13 protein-coding genes are annotated in these 15,052 nt (G+C 69.7%); 8 read left to right on the top strand and 5 right to left on the bottom strand.

Annotation, left to right across the window (positions count from 1 at the left end):
• Nucleotides 1-252: 252 nt before the first annotated feature.
• Together BDD16_RS07595 and BDD16_RS07590 are read left to right on the top strand one after the other, a co-directional pair.
• A complete protein-coding gene (locus BDD16_RS07595) occupies nucleotides 253-2,067 on the top strand; it encodes a DUF1800 domain-containing protein (protein WP_179633385.1) in 1,815 nt (604 codons plus the stop codon).
• A 17-nt stretch (nucleotides 2,068-2,084) separates the two neighbouring features.
• The gene (locus tag BDD16_RS07590; RefSeq protein WP_179633384.1) at nucleotides 2,085-3,467 is read left to right on the top strand and encodes a DUF1501 domain-containing protein; all 1,383 of its coding nucleotides are present in this window, start codon (nucleotides 2,085-2,087) and stop codon (nucleotides 3,465-3,467) included.
• A 12-nt stretch (nucleotides 3,468-3,479) separates the two neighbouring features.
• Here BDD16_RS07590 and mgrA read toward each other — a convergent pair whose 3' ends face one another.
• Together mgrA and BDD16_RS07580 are read right to left on the bottom strand one after the other, a co-directional pair.
• A complete protein-coding gene (mgrA, locus tag BDD16_RS07585) occupies nucleotides 3,480-4,520 on the bottom strand; it encodes an L-glyceraldehyde 3-phosphate reductase (RefSeq protein ID WP_179633383.1) in 1,041 nt (346 codons plus the stop codon).
• A 12-nt stretch (nucleotides 4,521-4,532) separates the two neighbouring features.
• The gene (locus tag BDD16_RS07580; RefSeq protein ID WP_179633382.1) at nucleotides 4,533-5,441 is read right to left on the bottom strand and encodes a LysR family transcriptional regulator; all 909 of its coding nucleotides are present in this window, start codon (nucleotides 5,439-5,441) and stop codon (nucleotides 4,533-4,535) included.
• Between the two features lie 120 nt (nucleotides 5,442-5,561).
• Between BDD16_RS07580 and BDD16_RS07575 the strand changes: the two genes are divergently transcribed.
• The 5 genes from BDD16_RS07575 to BDD16_RS07555 all read left to right on the top strand — a co-directional run bounded on the left by BDD16_RS07575 (nucleotide 5,562) and on the right by BDD16_RS07555 (nucleotide 10,287).
• A complete protein-coding gene (locus tag BDD16_RS07575) occupies nucleotides 5,562-6,545 on the top strand; it encodes a Bug family tripartite tricarboxylate transporter substrate binding protein (RefSeq protein WP_179633381.1) in 984 nt (327 codons plus the stop codon).
• 76 nt (nucleotides 6,546-6,621) lie between these two features.
• Nucleotides 6,622-7,320, top strand: a complete 699-nt coding sequence (locus BDD16_RS07570) for an RraA family protein (RefSeq protein WP_179633380.1) — start codon at nucleotides 6,622-6,624, stop codon at nucleotides 7,318-7,320.
• An 11-nt stretch (nucleotides 7,321-7,331) separates the two neighbouring features.
• Nucleotides 7,332-8,261 carry an NAD(P)-dependent oxidoreductase gene (locus BDD16_RS07565; RefSeq protein WP_179633379.1) on the top strand — a complete coding sequence of 310 codons (930 nt, stop codon included), beginning with the start codon at nucleotides 7,332-7,334 and terminating at the stop codon, nucleotides 8,259-8,261.
• 5 nt (nucleotides 8,262-8,266) lie between these two features.
• The gene (locus BDD16_RS07560) at nucleotides 8,267-9,235 is read left to right on the top strand and encodes a Bug family tripartite tricarboxylate transporter substrate binding protein (RefSeq protein WP_179636047.1); all 969 of its coding nucleotides are present in this window, start codon (nucleotides 8,267-8,269) and stop codon (nucleotides 9,233-9,235) included.
• Entirely contained in the window at nucleotides 9,235-10,287 is a 1,053-nt protein-coding gene (locus BDD16_RS07555; protein ID WP_179636046.1) for an SMP-30/gluconolactonase/LRE family protein, read from the top strand. The genes BDD16_RS07560 and BDD16_RS07555 overlap by 1 nt, the downstream gene beginning before the upstream one ends.
• Here BDD16_RS07555 and BDD16_RS07550 read toward each other — a convergent pair whose 3' ends face one another.
• Both BDD16_RS07550 and BDD16_RS07545 read right to left on the bottom strand, forming a co-directional pair.
• The gene (locus BDD16_RS07550; protein ID WP_179633378.1) at nucleotides 10,288-10,836 is read right to left on the bottom strand and encodes a phasin family protein; all 549 of its coding nucleotides are present in this window, start codon (nucleotides 10,834-10,836) and stop codon (nucleotides 10,288-10,290) included.
• 120 nt (nucleotides 10,837-10,956) lie between these two features.
• Nucleotides 10,957-12,321 carry a sigma-54 interaction domain-containing protein gene (locus BDD16_RS07545; protein WP_179633377.1) on the bottom strand — a complete coding sequence of 455 codons (1,365 nt, stop codon included), beginning with the start codon at nucleotides 12,319-12,321 and terminating at the stop codon, nucleotides 10,957-10,959.
• A 181-nt stretch (nucleotides 12,322-12,502) separates the two neighbouring features.
• On the opposite strand from BDD16_RS07545, the gene petA reads away from it, so the two are divergent.
• The gene (gene petA / locus BDD16_RS07540; RefSeq protein WP_179633376.1) at nucleotides 12,503-13,120 is read left to right on the top strand and encodes a ubiquinol-cytochrome c reductase iron-sulfur subunit; all 618 of its coding nucleotides are present in this window, start codon (nucleotides 12,503-12,505) and stop codon (nucleotides 13,118-13,120) included.
• Here the strand turns inward: petA and BDD16_RS07535 are convergent.
• Nucleotides 13,072-14,991 carry a DEAD/DEAH box helicase gene (locus BDD16_RS07535; RefSeq protein ID WP_179633375.1) on the bottom strand — a complete coding sequence of 640 codons (1,920 nt, stop codon included), beginning with the start codon at nucleotides 14,989-14,991 and terminating at the stop codon, nucleotides 13,072-13,074. The genes petA and BDD16_RS07535 overlap by 49 nt on opposite strands.
• Nucleotides 14,992-15,052: the final 61 nt, after the last annotated feature.

The following is a 15,052-nucleotide window of genomic DNA, read 5'->3' as shown; positions in this document are numbered from 1 at the left end:
GTTGCGCCCCCCTGCACCCCGTGCGCGCCTTGGCGACGGATGGTGGCATTCCGTCACACAACGCCGACAGTTCCCTCGAATGGGGGGGCGTATTCGGCTAGCGTTGACCATCGGTTACGGACTTGTCACAAGTTGTTGCCGAAAATGCAAATACTGGCTGCCAACGAGCAGCCTCCCTTCTGGACGGAGCAGATCGTGTTTCAACGACCCCGGCAAATCGGCCGCATTTCCAACTGGGCTGCAGTGGCCCTGATGGCTTTGACCAGTGCGCTTGGCGCACCTGCCGCAGCGCAGACCCCCGGCACCACCTTTCTCATCGGCGGTGTGCCCTACACCAGCACGGCCTGTGCGCCCGAATGGGGAAGCTGTCGCTTCACCGGCACGCGCCGCGTGGCCTATGGCGTGGGCACGCAGTGGCTGTTCCGCTATGCCACCGGCAGCCAGGACTGCAAGAGTGCGGCGTTTGGCAAGGACCCGGCCTTCGGCAAGAAGAAGGCGTGCTACACCACCGCGTCCACGGTGCTGATCCCGCCGACCTCGCCGAACCCGGCGCCGCTGACCACGGCACAGAAGCAGGCCGCCCGGCTGCTGAACCAGGCCACCTGGGGCGCGACTGCCACCGAGATCACCCGCGTCTCGGCGATGACGCCCACCGCCTGGGTGACCGAACAGCTGGCCAAGCCGTTGACCACGCCCAGCCATTTCGACTACGTGGCGATGAAGGGCCCGCTGGGCACGTCCGAGCACATCAACGCCTTCATGGAAAGCTTCTGGTCGCAGGCCGCCACCGGTCAGGACCAGCTGCGCCAGCGCATGGTCTTCGCGCTGTCCGAGATCTTCGTCACCAGCGCGGTCAGCAGCGGCATCGACACCCAGGCGGCCGCCCACGCCGCCTACCACGACCTGCTGGCCCGCAACGCCTTCGGCAACTACCGCCAGCTGCTGGAAGACGTGTCGCTGAGCCCGGTGATGGGCATCTACCTCTCGCACATGAACAACCAGAAGGAAGACGCCGCCACCGGCCGTCTGCCGGACGAGAACTATGCGCGCGAGGTGATGCAGCTCTTCAGCATCGGCCTGTGGATGCTCAACCAGGACGGCTCCCGCAAGCTCGACGCCACCGGCAACCCCATCCCCACCTACGGCATCCCCGAGGTGATGGGCATGGCCAAGGTCTTCACCGGCTGGACCTTCAACGGCGTGCAGGCCTGGAACGCGCCGATGATGAACAACCCGGCGATCACCTCGACCTCGGCCAAGAACATCGTCAACGGCGTCACCATCCCCGCGGGCACTGGCGGCGCGGCCTCGCTGAAGATCGCCCTCGACACGCTGGCCAACCACCCGAACGTGGCGCCTTTCATGAGCGAGCAGCTCATCAAGCGCTTCGTCACCAGCAACCCGAGCCGCGCCTACGTCGGCCGGATCGCGGCGGTGTGGGCCAACAACGGCAAGGGCGTGCGCGGTGACCTGGGTGCGGTGATCAAGGCCATCCTGCTCGACACCGAAGCCCGCAGCGACGCCAACCTCACCAGCAGCACCTACGGCAAGCTGCGCGAGCCGATGCTGCGCTTCGGGCACTGGCTGCGGGCGTTCAACGCCAGGCCCAACGATGGCGTCTGGACGATCTGGAACCTGGAAGACCCGGTGACCAGCCTCGGCCAGAACCCGCAGCGCTCGCCCAGCGTCTTCAACTACTTCCGGCCGGACTACGCGCCGCCGGGGCCGATCCTGGCCGCGGGCCTGACCGCACCGGAGTTCCAGATCACCCACGAGACCACGCTCACTGGCTACAGCAACTTCATGTCCTACGCCAGCGAGCGGGGCTTCGGCGGCAAGATCCTGCCGAACTACGCGCCCTACGAGGCCATCGCCGACAACGCCGAGACGCTGCTGAGCCGCCTCAACATCGAGCTGATGGCCGGCCAGATGAGCGATGCCACCAAGCAGACCATCACCGGCGTGATGAACACGCTGCCGGTGACGCTGGCCAACGCGCGCAAGCTGCGCGTCTGGCAGGCCGTCTTCCTGGTGATGACCTCACCCGAATACGTGGTTCAACGCTGAGAGTCGACGGACACGCCATGACCTATCTGCACAAGCAACTGGCCCGTCGGGATTTCCTGCGCCGGGCCGCCCTGACCACCGCCTACGCCGGCACGCCGTTCGCGGCCACCCTGGCGACCCTCGGCGACGTGGCCGCTCAGACCGCCACCGACTACAAGGCGCTGGTCTGCATCTTCATGTTCGGCGGCAACGACCAGAGCAACACCATCATCCCGTACGAGAACGCCGCCTATGCCAAGTACCAGGTGGCCCGGCCGGCGATCGCGCTGCCGCAGTCCACGCTGCTGCAACTCAATCTGGCGGGCTATGCCGGCCCGCAGCTGGGCCTGAACCCGGCGTTCGCCTCGCTCAAGCCGCTGGTGGATGCGGGCCAGTGCGCGCTCATGGCCAACGTCGGCACGCTGGCCTACCCGACCACGCTGACGCAGTACAAGAACAGGACGGTGCAGACGCCGCTGGGCCTGTTCTCGCACTCGGACCAGCAGGCGTCGTGGCAGTCCGGTCTGCCGACCAAGGGCTCCGCCACGGGCTGGCTGGGCCGCGCGGCCGACCTCACGTCGAGCGTGTACAACCCCGGCTCGGCCGTCTCGATGTGCATGTCCCTGGGGGGCAACAACCTGATCCAGGCCGGCAACTCGGTGGTGCAGTACCAGGTGACCAACAACGGCCCGGTGGTCATCGACACGATGGATGCGACCCACTGGCGCTACAACGCCGACATGGCCGCCGCCATGAACACGCTGATCACCCAGCAGCGTGCGCACATGCTGGAGCAGGCCTACAACACGGTCGGCACCCGCGCCGTCGCCACCGGCAACATCGCCAAGAGTGCGCTGGCGGCGGCGCCGGCCATCTCCACCGTGTTCCCGGCGGGCGGACTTGCAGCGCAACTGCGCATGGTGGCCCGCCTGATCTCGGCCCGCAATGCGCTGGGCCACAAGCGGCAGGTCTACTTCGTCTCGCAAGGGGGCTACGACTTCCACGACACGCTGGTCGAGAACCAGGCGCTGCGGCTGGGCGAGCTGTCCGATGCGATGGCGGCCTTCCATGCGGCCACGGTCGAAATGGGCGTGGCCAACAGCGTGACCACTTTCACCGCGTCGGATTTCGGGCGCGGGCTGCAGTCCAACGGCCGCGGCTCCGACCACGGCTGGGGCGGGCACCACTTCATCCTGGGCGGCGCGGTCAAGGGCAACAAGCTCTACGGGCAGTGGCCGACGGTCGCACTCGGCGGGCCGGAAGACCTTGGCCAGGGGCGGCTGATCCCGACCACCTCGGTGGACCGCTACGCGGCGACGCTGGCGACCTGGTTCGGCGTGTCGGCGGCGAACCTGCCCACCGTGCTGCCCAATGTGACCCGCTTCGCCACGGCGGCGACCGCGGGTCTGGGCTTCCTCTGAACCGGCGTCGAGTCAGGTCCAGTCGCTGCTTGGCGCACGCCACAGATCGACCCCGCCTTCGCTGGCGTGGTGGTCGATCTCGGCGAGTTCCTCGGTGCTGAACGCGAGGTTCTGCAGCGCGGCGACGTTCTCGCGGATCTGCGCCACGCTGCTGGCGCCGATCAGCGTCGTCGTCACCCGCGGATCGCGCAGCACCCAGGCCAGCGCCATCTGCGCCAAGGACTGCCCCCGGCGTTGCGCGATGGCGTTCAGCGCCCGCACCTTGGCGAGGTTCTCCGGCGAGAGATGTTCGCGTGACAGCGAGCCGCCACCCGGCCGGTTGATGCGGGCGTCGGCCGGGATGCCGTTCAGGTACTTGTCCGACAGCACGCCCTGCGCCAGCGCCGTGAAGGTGATGCAGCCCATGCCCTCGGCCGCCAGCGTGTCCAGCAGACCACGCTCGATCAGCCGGTTCAGCAGGTTGTAGCTCGGCTGGTGGATCAGCAGCGGCACCTTGTGCTCGCGCAGCAGCCGGGCCATCTCGGCCGTCTTGCCGGGCGAGTACGACGAGATGCCCACATACAGCGCCTTGCCCTGCTGCACGGCGGTGGCGAGGGCGCCGGCGGTTTCCTCCAGCGGCGTCTCGGCGTCGAAGCGGTGCGAGTAGAAGATGTCGACGTAGTCGGTGCCCAGGCGCTTGAGGCTCTGGTCGAGGCTCGCCAGCACGTACTTGCGCGAGCCGCCGCCTTGCCCATAAGGGCCGGGCCACATGTCCCAGCCGGCCTTGCTGGAGAGGATCAGCTCGTCGCGGTAGGGCTTCAGGTCTTCGCGCAGGATCCGGCCGAAGTTGGTCTCGGCGCTGCCGTAGGGCGGGCCGTAGTTGTTGGCGAGGTCGAAGTGGGTGATGCCCAGGTCGAACGCGGTGGTCACCATCTCGCGCTGCAGGCTGATCGGTGTGGTGTCGCCGAAGTTGTGCCACAGGCCCATCGACAGCGCGGGCAGCTTCAGGCCGCTGCGACCGCAGAGGCGGTAGGGCATGGAGTCGTAGCGGGTGGGAGCGGCGGTCCAGGGCATGGGCTTGTCTCGTCAGGGGTCGGAATGTTCAGACTGTACGGCCGACTCCCCGAACAACGCCACCAGCCGCTGTGCCGCTGGTGACAGGAAGCGCTGCGCATGGTGCGTGACCACCAGCCGCCGCCGCATGGTCGCATCCCGGATCGGCACCTCCTGCAGCCCCGCGATGCGGCCCGGCCCCTGCAGGTGGTGGCGCGAGATGAAGCTCAGCAGCCCGGTCTGCACGATCAGCGCCGGCAGCATCAGCAGCATCGTCGTCTCCACCTGCACATGCGGGCGCGGCAGCCCGCGGCGCTCGAAGGTGTGGTCCAGCCAGTCCCGCGTCGGCGCGCCCGGCGGCTGCAGCGCCCAGCGGCAGTCGGCCAGCGCCTCCAGCGTCGTCACCCCGTCGCGGAAGACGTGGTGCTGCTCGCTGGCAGCGATGACGATCTCGTCCTCGGCCAGCAGCTGCGACACGAAGCCGGCGTCGTCCGCGCTCTCGGTGCCGACCATCACCTCGATCTCGCCGGCCAGCAGCCGCGGCTTGAGCGTGTCGATCAGGCCCACCACAGTGTGCAGCGTCACGCCCGGTGCCTCCACCAGCAACTGCCGCGCCACCGGCGGCAGCAGGAACTGCGCTGCCGTCGGCACGATGCCGAGCCGCACATGCCCGGCCAGCCCGGAGCCGATCGAGGCCAGTTCGCGCCGGGCGTCCTCGACATCGAAGCGCATGCGCTGTGCCCACTTCAGCAGCACCCGGCCCGCCTCGGTCAGCCGGATGCCCCGCCCGGCCTTCTCGAACAACGCCGCGCCGCAGGCCGCTTCCAGCCGGCGGATGCTGCTCGTCAGCGCGGGCTGCGTGCGGTGCAGCCGGGCGCTGGCGCGGCCGAGGTGCTGCAGCTCGGCGATGGTCTCGAAGTAGCGCAGGTCGCGCAGGTCCATGGGGGATGACTCCAGAAGTCCTGTGGATGGATTCCAAGAAAGTATCGATTGGACTGCAGGTGTGCGTCCACGAATACTGCGGCCCACAACATGCCCCTGACGCTGACGGAGACATCCCCCATGCCCACCACCACCCGCCGCCGGCTGCTCGCCCTGGCCGCCGGCTGCCTCGCCACGCTCACGACGACCGGCGCCTTTGCGCAGGCCTGGCCCGCCAAGCCGATCCGCCTCGTCGTGCCTTTCCCGCCCGGCGGCGGGACCGACATCATCGCCCGCGAGACCAGCCAGCGCGTGGCCGCTGCGACGGGCTGGACCTTCGTCATCGACAACAAGCCCGGCGCGGGCGGCAACCTCGGCGTGGACGCGGCGGCCAAGTCCCCGGCCGATGGCTACACGATCGTGATCGGCCAGACCAGCAACCTGGCGATCAACCCGACGCTGTACGCCAGGATGCCCTACGACTCGCAGAAGGATCTGGCGCCGATCGTGCTGCTGGCGAACTCGGCGCTGGTCATGGTCACGGGCATGAACACGCCGTACAAGTCGCTGGCCGATGCGGTCAGCACGGCCAAGGCCAAGCCTGGTGTGCTCAACTTCGCGTCGCCCGGCAACGGCACCGTCGCCCACCTCACCAGCGAGATGTTCCAGAAGGCGGCGGGCGTGAAGACGCAGCACATCCCCTACAAGGGTGCGGCGCAGGCGCTGACCGACGTGATCAGCGGCAGCGTGGACCTGTACATGTCGTCGGTGCCGACGCTGATCGGCCAGATCCGCAACCAGAAGCTGCGTGCGCTGGCGGTGACCTCGGCCAAGCGGGTGGACGACCTGCCGAGCGTGCCGACCATCAACGAGTCCGGCTTCAAGGGCTTCGATGCGGGGGTGTGGTTCGGCCTGCTGGCGCCGGCCGGCACGCCCAGGGACGTGATCGACCGGCTCAACGCCGAGTTCAACAAGGCGCTGCAGAACCCGGAGCTGCGCAAGAAGCTCGGCGACGAGGGCGCGGACCCGATCGGCGGCACGGTCGAGCAGTTCACCGCTCTGATCAAGAGCGAGATTCCGCGCTGGGGGCAAGTCGTCAAGGACTCCGGCGCCAAGGTGGACTGAGCCGCCGCGCTGCCACCGGTGGTCGCCCTGGCGACCCCTTCCCGGTCCCGATGTTCAAGAACCCAAGGAGATTCCCATGAGTCAAGCCGCTGCATTGCCCGATGTGATCCGAGACTTCGAGCGTGTCGATCCGGCCGTCGTCGCCCAGGCCGCGCAGTTCCCGTCCTCGATCTTCGCCGACGTGGCGGGACGCCGCGGCGGGCTGCACGGCCGCATCGCACCGCTGGCACCGAGCATGCGCTTCGCCGGCCCCGCGCTCACGGTCGAGCTGCGCCCCGGCGACAACCTGATGATCCACGCCGCGCTGGCGGTGGCCCGGCCCGGCGACGTGATCGTGGTCGATGGCAAGTGCGACCTGAGCGCCGCGCTGATGGGCGAGATCATGAGCCAGCAGGCGGTGGCGCTGGGCGTCGCGGCGGTGGTGATCGACGGCGCGGTGCGCGACAGCGAGGCGATCCGCGCGCTGGGCTTCCCGATGTTCGCCGCCGGCCTCAATCCGAACGGCCCGACGAAGAACGTCGCCGGCCGGCTGAACCACCCCATCTCGGTCGGCGGCGTCACCGTGCGGCCCGGGGATCTGGTGGTGGGCGACGCCGACGGCGTGACCGTGATCGAGCGCGAGAAGGCGCCGGCGATGCTGGCGCTCGCGGCCGAGAAGGTGGAGGCCGAGACCAGGCGCATCGCCGACATCCAGAGCCGCAAGGCGCTGCGTCCGGCGTGGCTGGACAAGGCGCTGCGCACCGCCGGCGTGATCGGGGAGGGCGAGACGCTGTGAGCACCTCCACCATGTCGAAGCAACCCGTCTTCCTGGTCACGGGCGGCGACCTGGCCGCGCAGGCGCTCGCGCTGCTGCAGGACCACGAGGTGGTCTACGCCGGCAAGACGCCCAGCGAGGACGACATCGTCGCGCTGTGCCGCCAGCACGACCCGGTGGCCATCATCGTGCGCTACAGCCAGGTCGGCGCTGCCGCGATGGACGCTGCGCCGAGCCTGAAGGTCATCTCCAAGCACGGCAGCGGCACCGACACCATCGACAAGGTGGCGGCCGCCGCCCGCGGCATCCGCGTGGTCGCCGCCGTCGGGGCCAACGCGGCGGCGGTGGCCGAGCAGGCGCTGGCGCTGCTGCTGGCCTGCGCCAAGTCGGTCGTGCCACTGAACACCCGCATGCGCGCCGGCCACTGGGACAAGGCCACGCACAAGAGCGTCGAACTCGAAGGCCGCACGGTCGGCGTCGTCGGCCTCGGCGCCATCGGCCTGCGCTTCGCCCGGATGGCCGACGCGATGGGCATGCGCGTGCTCGGCTTCGATCCGTATGCGAAGGAGCTGCCAGCGCATGTCGAGCGGGTCGACCTCGACACGCTTTGGCGCGCATCGGACGCGATCTCGCTGCACTGCCCGCTGACCGCCGACAACGCCCGGCTCGTCAACGCGCGGACGCTGGCGGTGTGCAAGCCGGGCGTCATCCTGGTCAACACCGCGCGCGGCGGGCTGGTCGACGAGGCGGCGCTGCTGGAGGCCGTGCGCAGCGGGCAGGTATCGGCGGCCGGGCTGGACAGCTTCGCGGTCGAGCCGATGACGGCGCCGCATCCCTTCCACGGCGAGGCGCGCATCGTCCTGAGCCCGCACATCGGCGGCGTCACGGCCGATGCCTACGTGAAGATGGGCGTGGCGGCGGCACGCAACGCGCTGAGCGTCCTGCAAGGAGACCTCCGGTGAATCCGATCCGTTCGATCTGTTCCCGTGTCCTCACCGCCGCCGTCTGGCTGGCGTTCGCCCCCGTGGCCCAGGCCCAGACCTGGCCCGCCAAGCCGGTGAAGATCGTCGTGCCCTACGCCCCCGGTGGCGCCGTCGACGTGGTCACGCGCAAGATGGCCGCCAAGCTGCAGGAGCAGACCGGCCAGACCTTCTTCGTCGAGAACAAGGCGGGTGCGACCGGCACCATCGGCCTGATGTCGGTGGTGCAGGCCCCGGCCGACGGCTACACGCTGGCGGCCAACGACACGACGTATGCGCTGCTGCCGCACATCTTCAGGAAGCTGCCGTTCGACCACGAGAAGGACTTGCTGCCCGTGGCGGCCTACGTCTTCGCGCCGATGGGCGTGGTGGTCAAGGCCGACTCGAAGTTCCGCACCCTCGACGAGATGGTCGCCGCCGGTCGCGCCGAGGCGAACAAGGTCACCTACGGCACCGGTGGCGCCGGCACCACGCCGCACTTCGTCAGCGAGGCGCTGGGCATCGCGGCCGGGGTGAACTTCATGCACATCCCGTTCAAGGGCGCGGGCGAGGCGACGATGGCGATGCTGTCGGGCACGATCGACTTCCAGATCGCGTCCACGCCGGGCGTGATGGGCAACGTCAAGGGCGGCAAGGCGCGGTTGCTCGCGGTCAGCGGCACCCGGCGGCTGTCGGCGCTGCCCGACGTGCCGACCTTCGCCGAGGCGGGGCTGAAGCACTTCGGGCTGATCAACTTCACCGGACTCTGGGCGCCCAAGGGCACGCCGCAGGCCGTGATCGACCGGTTGCAGAAGGAGGTCGCCGCCGCGATGGCCTCGTCCGACATGCGGGCCTTCGCCGAGGGCATGGCCTCCGAGCCGGGGTACTGGGACGCGGCGGCCTTCGCGAAGGATCTGCAGGAGCGCACCGTGACCTGGGGCAAGGTCGCGGCCAACACCGCGTTCGAGCGGCAATGATCTTCCTGCTGCACGCCCCGCAGGTCCGCGACACCGAGGTCTTCACGCGCCTGCCCGACCACTTTCGCCGCACGGGCGTGCGCTCGGACTGGGCCGACGCGAACCGGGGTGGCCAGCCGACCGACGCCTTCCTCGAAGGGCCGGTGTTCGACGGCGCCGGCAACCTCTATGTGACCGACATCCCCTTCGGCCGCATCTTCCGCATCGACCCGCAGGGCGCGTGGACACTGGTGGCCGAGTGGGACGGCGAGCCCAACGGGTTGAAGTTCCTCGACGAGCGCACGCTGCTCGTCACCGACTACCGCCACGGCCTGATGCGCTGCGACGTGGCGACGGGCGAGGTGCGGCCGTTCCTGACACGCCGCAACAGCGAGCGGTTCAAGGGTGTCAACGATCTGGTGTTCGACCGCGCCGGCAACCTGTACTTCACCGACCAGGGGCAGACCGGTCTGCACGACCCGACCGGCCGCCTCTACCGCCTCGCTCCGGATGGGCGGCTGGATCTGCTGCTGTCGAACGTGCCCAGCCCGAACGGCGTGGCGCTCTCGCCGGACGAACGGGTGCTGTACCTCGGGGTGACACGCGGCAACCAGGTCTGGCGCGTGCCGTTGCTGCCGGACGGCAGCGTGTCCAAGGTGAGCGCGTTCTTCACGTCCTACGGCCCGAGCGGCCCGGACGGGCTGGCCGTCGACGAGGCCGGGCGGGTGCTGGTCGCCAATCCTGGGCTGGGGCTGGTCTGGGTGCTGAACCACCGAGGCGAGCCGGAAACCGTGCTGCGGAGCTGTGCCGGAGCGTCGCTGACCAACCTCGCCTTCGGTGGGCCAGAGCGCCGGACGCTGTATTGCACCGAGTCGGTCACGGGCTCGGTGCTGCGGGCGACGCTGGAGACGGCGGGAGGGCCGGTGCACCGCGGCAGACATGGAGTGCCGGTGGTGCCCCGAGAGACGAAAAAAAGCCCGGCCGAAGCCGGGCTTGAATCGATCCCTGCAGAGCAGGCACCGAGGAGACAACTGTTTCAGAACATCAACTCGCCGTGCAGCGACGGCGACTGATCAGGCGCGGCGCTTGGTAGCCGCCTTGGTGGCCTTCTCGGCGGTTTCGCCGAGGTTCTTCAGATTGGTTTCGGCCAGGCTGGTGGCTTGCTGGGCAGCCTTCTGCACGCTTTCGAAGGCGCTCGATGCGTTGGTCATGGCGGTCTTGACCATGGCCATGGCGGCTTCGCTGCCTTGCGGGGCGTTCTTGGTGGCTTCTTCGACCAGCGTGCTGAACTGGGTCTTGGCAGCGGCCATCTGGGCTTCGGCCATCTTCTTCACTTCGGCTTGCGTCGAGGTGGCGATGTCATAGACCTGGCGGCCGTAGGCCATGGCCTTTTCCTGGGCCGGCTTCAGGAAGTCCTGTTGCAGGGCGGCCAGCTCTTGCGGGCCCTTGACGGCCAGCACGGCCTTGGCCTGCTCGGCGGTCTGCTCCAGCGATTCGCGGGCGGCTTGCATGTTCAGCTCGACCAGCTTCTCGATGCTCGAGAAGGCCTTCTGGGTCAGCTCGACCAGCGAGTCCAAGTTGGCTTTGTTCGCGGCGGCCAGTTGTTCGGTGTTGATCGTCATGGTGAGGCTCCAGAAGGGTTTGAACTGTTTTGCTGCACTGCAGCATGGAATGAAGTATAGGGCGATCACGCCAGGAAGCAAGTGATTTGCTGCGATGCAGCAATCATTGGGGTGCAAGCTCTAAGGTGGGGTTCCGGCGGGGTGGGGGGCGTGGTCCGGCCGTGCCAGCGCGCGCAGCTTGCGGTAGAGCGACCGTTCGCTGATGCCCAGTTGCGCCGCCAGGTCGGCCCGACTGCCGGTGTGGGTGGCCAGTCGGTCGGCGAGTGCCTGGCGCTCGGCCTCGCGCAGCGGGTGCGTGGCGGCCTCGGGGTTCGCGGGGCGCCCGCGGGCGGGAGGTGGTGCGGCGGGCCGCCGGCGGGCGGTGTCCAGGGCCAGCTCGATCTGCGGGGTGTCGACCGTGTGGCCGTCCGTGAGCAGTGCGGCGCGTTCCAGCACGTTGCGCAATTCGCGCACATTGCCGGGAAAGGCATGCCGGCGCAGCCGCGCCAGCGCACCCGTTGACAGCGCGAGCGTGCGTCCGGGTGTCAGCCGCTCCAGCAGGGTCCGGGCCAGCAGCGCGATGTCGTCCGGGCGCTCGCGCAGCGCGGGCAGGTGGATCGGGAAGGTGCCGAGCCGGTAGTACAGGTCTTCGCGGAAGCGTCCGTCGGCCACCATCGTGTCGAGGTCCCGGTGCGTTGCCGAGACCACGCGCAGGTCGGCCCGGCGCAGTTCGGTGCTGCCGACGCGGCGGTAGGTGCCGTTCTCCAGCAGGCGCAGCAGCTTCACCTGCATGGTCAGCGGGATGTCGCCGACCTCGTCGAGGAAGAGCGTGCCGCCGCTGGCCGCTTCCACCAGACCCGGCTTGCTGGCGTGGGCGCCGGTGAAGGCGCCGCGCTCGTGGCCGAACAGCTCGCTCTCGAACAGCGACTCGGTCAGGCTGGCGCAGTCCACCACCACGAGCGGCCGCGCCGCGCGCAGGCTGGCCTCGTGGACGGCGCGTGCCACCAGTTCCTTGCCGGTGCCGGATTCGCCCAGCAGCAGCACGCTGGCCTGCGAGGGGGCGACCCGGGCGACCAGTCCGAGCATCTGCTGGAAGGCGGCGGACCGGCCGATCAGTCCGGCGACGGCGGGCGTGCTCTGCGCCATCTGCAGCGGCTCCATCTTCTCGATGAAATAGGCCAGTTCGCCGGCAGGGTCGCGCAGGGGCACCAGCTCGATGTTCACGTAGGCCTCGCCCCGCGGCGTGTGGTGCAGGTGCAGGACGCATTCGCGCTGCCCCGTCTCCCGGGCGCGCGCCAGCGGACAGCTCTCGCCGGCCTGGTCGCAGGGGACGCTGAAGTGGTGGGACACCTCGTGGCAGGTCCGCCCCACGACCGAGGCTTGCGGGCTGAACTGGCGGCGGTAGGCCTCGTTGGCCGAGAGGATGCGGTAGGCCCGGTCGAACAGGATGTGCGGCTCGGGCAGGCTTTCCAGGTAGGACACGAGTTCCGGCAGGACAGGGGTCATGGGTCGGATGCGGTGGCCAGGGGAGCTGACAGTGTAGGGTGTGTCCTGTCAGGCATGTCGGAAATGGCAGTGCATGGCAGCTTCAGCGGTCTGCCATGCAGGCGTGGCGGTCGATTCAGGGCACTGGCATGCATCTTGATACTGGCATGGGTATGCATGACGCCATGGCCAGGAGCCCACGATGAACCCCGCACACCCCGGTGTCCCTACCCTTGACTTGCCGAGCGACCCGGAGCGCCGCGTCTGGCTGGCGGCGACGGCCGCCGCCAGTGGTGTCGCCGCGGTGGCCACGGCATTTCCGCTGGTGTCGAGCTTCGCCCCGAGCGAGCGGGCCCGGGCGGCCGGCGGCCCGGTCGAGGTGGACATCGCCGACCTCCCGCCGGGAGGGGCCAAGACCGCCGAGTGGCGTGGCAAGCCGGTCTGGGTGGTGCGGCGCACGCCGGAGATGATCGCCGCGCTGCAAGGCCACGACGCCGAACTGGCCGACCCCGGCTCTGCGCAGACCCAGCAGCCGGGTTACGCGAAGAACCCGGTGCGGGCCATCCGGCCGGAGGTCTTCGTGGCCATCGGCATCTGCACCCACCTGGGTTGCTCGCCCACCGCGGTGCCAAAAGGCACGGCCAATCCCAGCCTGCCCGCCGACTGGCCCGGCGGCTTCTTCTGTCCGTGCCACGGCTCGACCTTCGACGGCGCCGGGCGGGTCTACAAGAACAAGCCGGCCCCGACCAACCTGGAGATCCCGCCCCACCGCTATGCCAGCGACACGCGGATCCTCATCGGCGACGACACCGTCGCCTGAGCGTTCTGCTGCAACAGCGCCTGCTGCACCCGCTCCACCATCGGCGAGGACCCGCACGCCGACAGCACCAGCGCCTGCGTGGCCCGCGTCATCGCCACATACAGCAGCCGCGCGGCGTCGTCCATCGACTCACCGGGCCACGGCAGCGCCTGCAGCCCGGCGACCAGCACCAGCGCGAACTCCAGCCCCTTGGCGCTGTGCAGCGTCAGCAGCCGGATGCTTGGCTGCTGCCAGTCGAAGCGGCGGAAGTCCGCGGCGCCCATCGAGGCCACGGGCCAGCCGCGCCGCTGCAGCGCCTGCGCGATCGGGGCCATCTGGGTCCGCGTGCGGCAGAGCACGGCGATGTCGTTCCACGCCAGACCGCGGGCGCGGGCGGCCTGGATGTGTCCGGCGATCTGCTCGGCTTCGTCGGCGGCGTCACGGGCGGTGAACAGCACCGGCTTCGGGCCGTGGCGACCGGAGGTGGCCGGGGCGAGGGTCGGGATCTCCTCGTCCGGTGGTGGTGGCAGCGCGCCTTCGGGCCGCAGCCGCTCGCGGGCGCAGGCCACCGCCAGCGCCAGCACTTCGGCGGTGTTGCGGTAGTTCAGCCGCAGCACGCTGGTGCGGCCCTGCGCCTGGATGCCGACGCTGGCGAAGCTGAAGCGCCGGCGCGTCTGCTGGTAGATCGACTGTGCGTCGTCGTAGAGCACCAGCAGGCTGCGCGTGTCCGGCGACACCAGGCGTGCGGCGGTGCGCAGCCAGTCGTCGTCGAAGTCGTGGGCCTCGTCGATCAGCACGGCGCTGCAGCCACCCGACGGCACCCGGCCCTCGGCGAGCGCCTGGGCGACGACACGTGGCAGTTCGGCGTAGAACGCCTCGCTGCCTGGTTCCGCCGTGATGGCGAGGCCATGCTGCCGCGCCACGTCCTGGCACCAGCGGTGGAAGGTGCGCACCTGCACCCGGTCGCCGACCGGACGCTGGCGGATCAGCATGTCCAGCCGATCGGCCAGCGCGCGGTTGTAGCAGAGCACCAGCACGGGATGCTCCGCCGTCGCCGCGGCGGCCAGCAGCTGCGCGCGCAGCACCAGCACCATCGTCTTGCCCGAGCCGGCGACGCCGTGGACCACGCGGTGGCCGCTGCCCAGCCGGCGGGCGATCTGCTCCTGCGGCAGGTCCATCACCTGCAGCAGGTCCGGGACGGGCGCGGCTTCGGTGTCTGCGGCGTGCGCGGTGTGCGCAGGGTCCGCGGCGACCGGATCGGCATTCAGCCGGAGTTCGGGGAACAGGTGCCAGCGGATGCGGTCGCGCTGCGCGGCGGTGAGCGTGTGCGGGTAGTGCACGGTGAACAGGCCGCGCAGCCGCTGCTGGAAGGTGTCCGGATCGACGCTGTCGTCCAGATCGTCGCGCAGCAGAGTCTGCGCCGGGGGGAACACGGCGTCGAAGCCCGGGCGCTGCGCCACCTCGCTGCGCCGCATTCCGGACAGCACGGCGCCCCAGCCGTAGGGGAACAGCAGTCGTCCGCGGTGCGGGCCGTCGTCGTGGACCAGCGCCGGGTCGCGCTGCACCAGGTCGACCAGTTCCATCGCGTAGTCGCGGGCCTGGCGCAGCGGGTGGTGGTCGGTGACGGGGCCGCGCTCGGTGCGCAGCTCGACCGCGTCGCGCGTGGCGCGCACGACCGTGCTGCAGCGCCAGTCCTTCACTTCCAGCAGCAGCACGCCCATGCCCGGCCCGAGCACCACGAAGTCGGGCTGCCGGGCGCGCGGGCCGATCGGCGCGTTGTGCCAGACGAGGTGCGTGTCGTCCAGGCACTGTTTCAGTTGCTGCAGCACCCGCCGCTCGCCCGCGGTGCAGCGTTGCTCGATCTGGCGGTAGCCCTGGGGAAACTGGGCCATCAGGCCTCCGTACTAGGAAAGTCCATCATGTGGAAAGGGCTGTTCTGCGCGAAGATGGCGG

This window comes from Sphaerotilus montanus (assembly GCF_013410775.1).
GTDB classification, from domain to species: domain Bacteria; phylum Pseudomonadota; class Gammaproteobacteria; order Burkholderiales; family Burkholderiaceae_C; genus Sphaerotilus; species Sphaerotilus montanus.
Note: the sequence above shows the minus strand (reverse complement) of the source record. Positions and strands in the feature narration are given on the sequence as shown.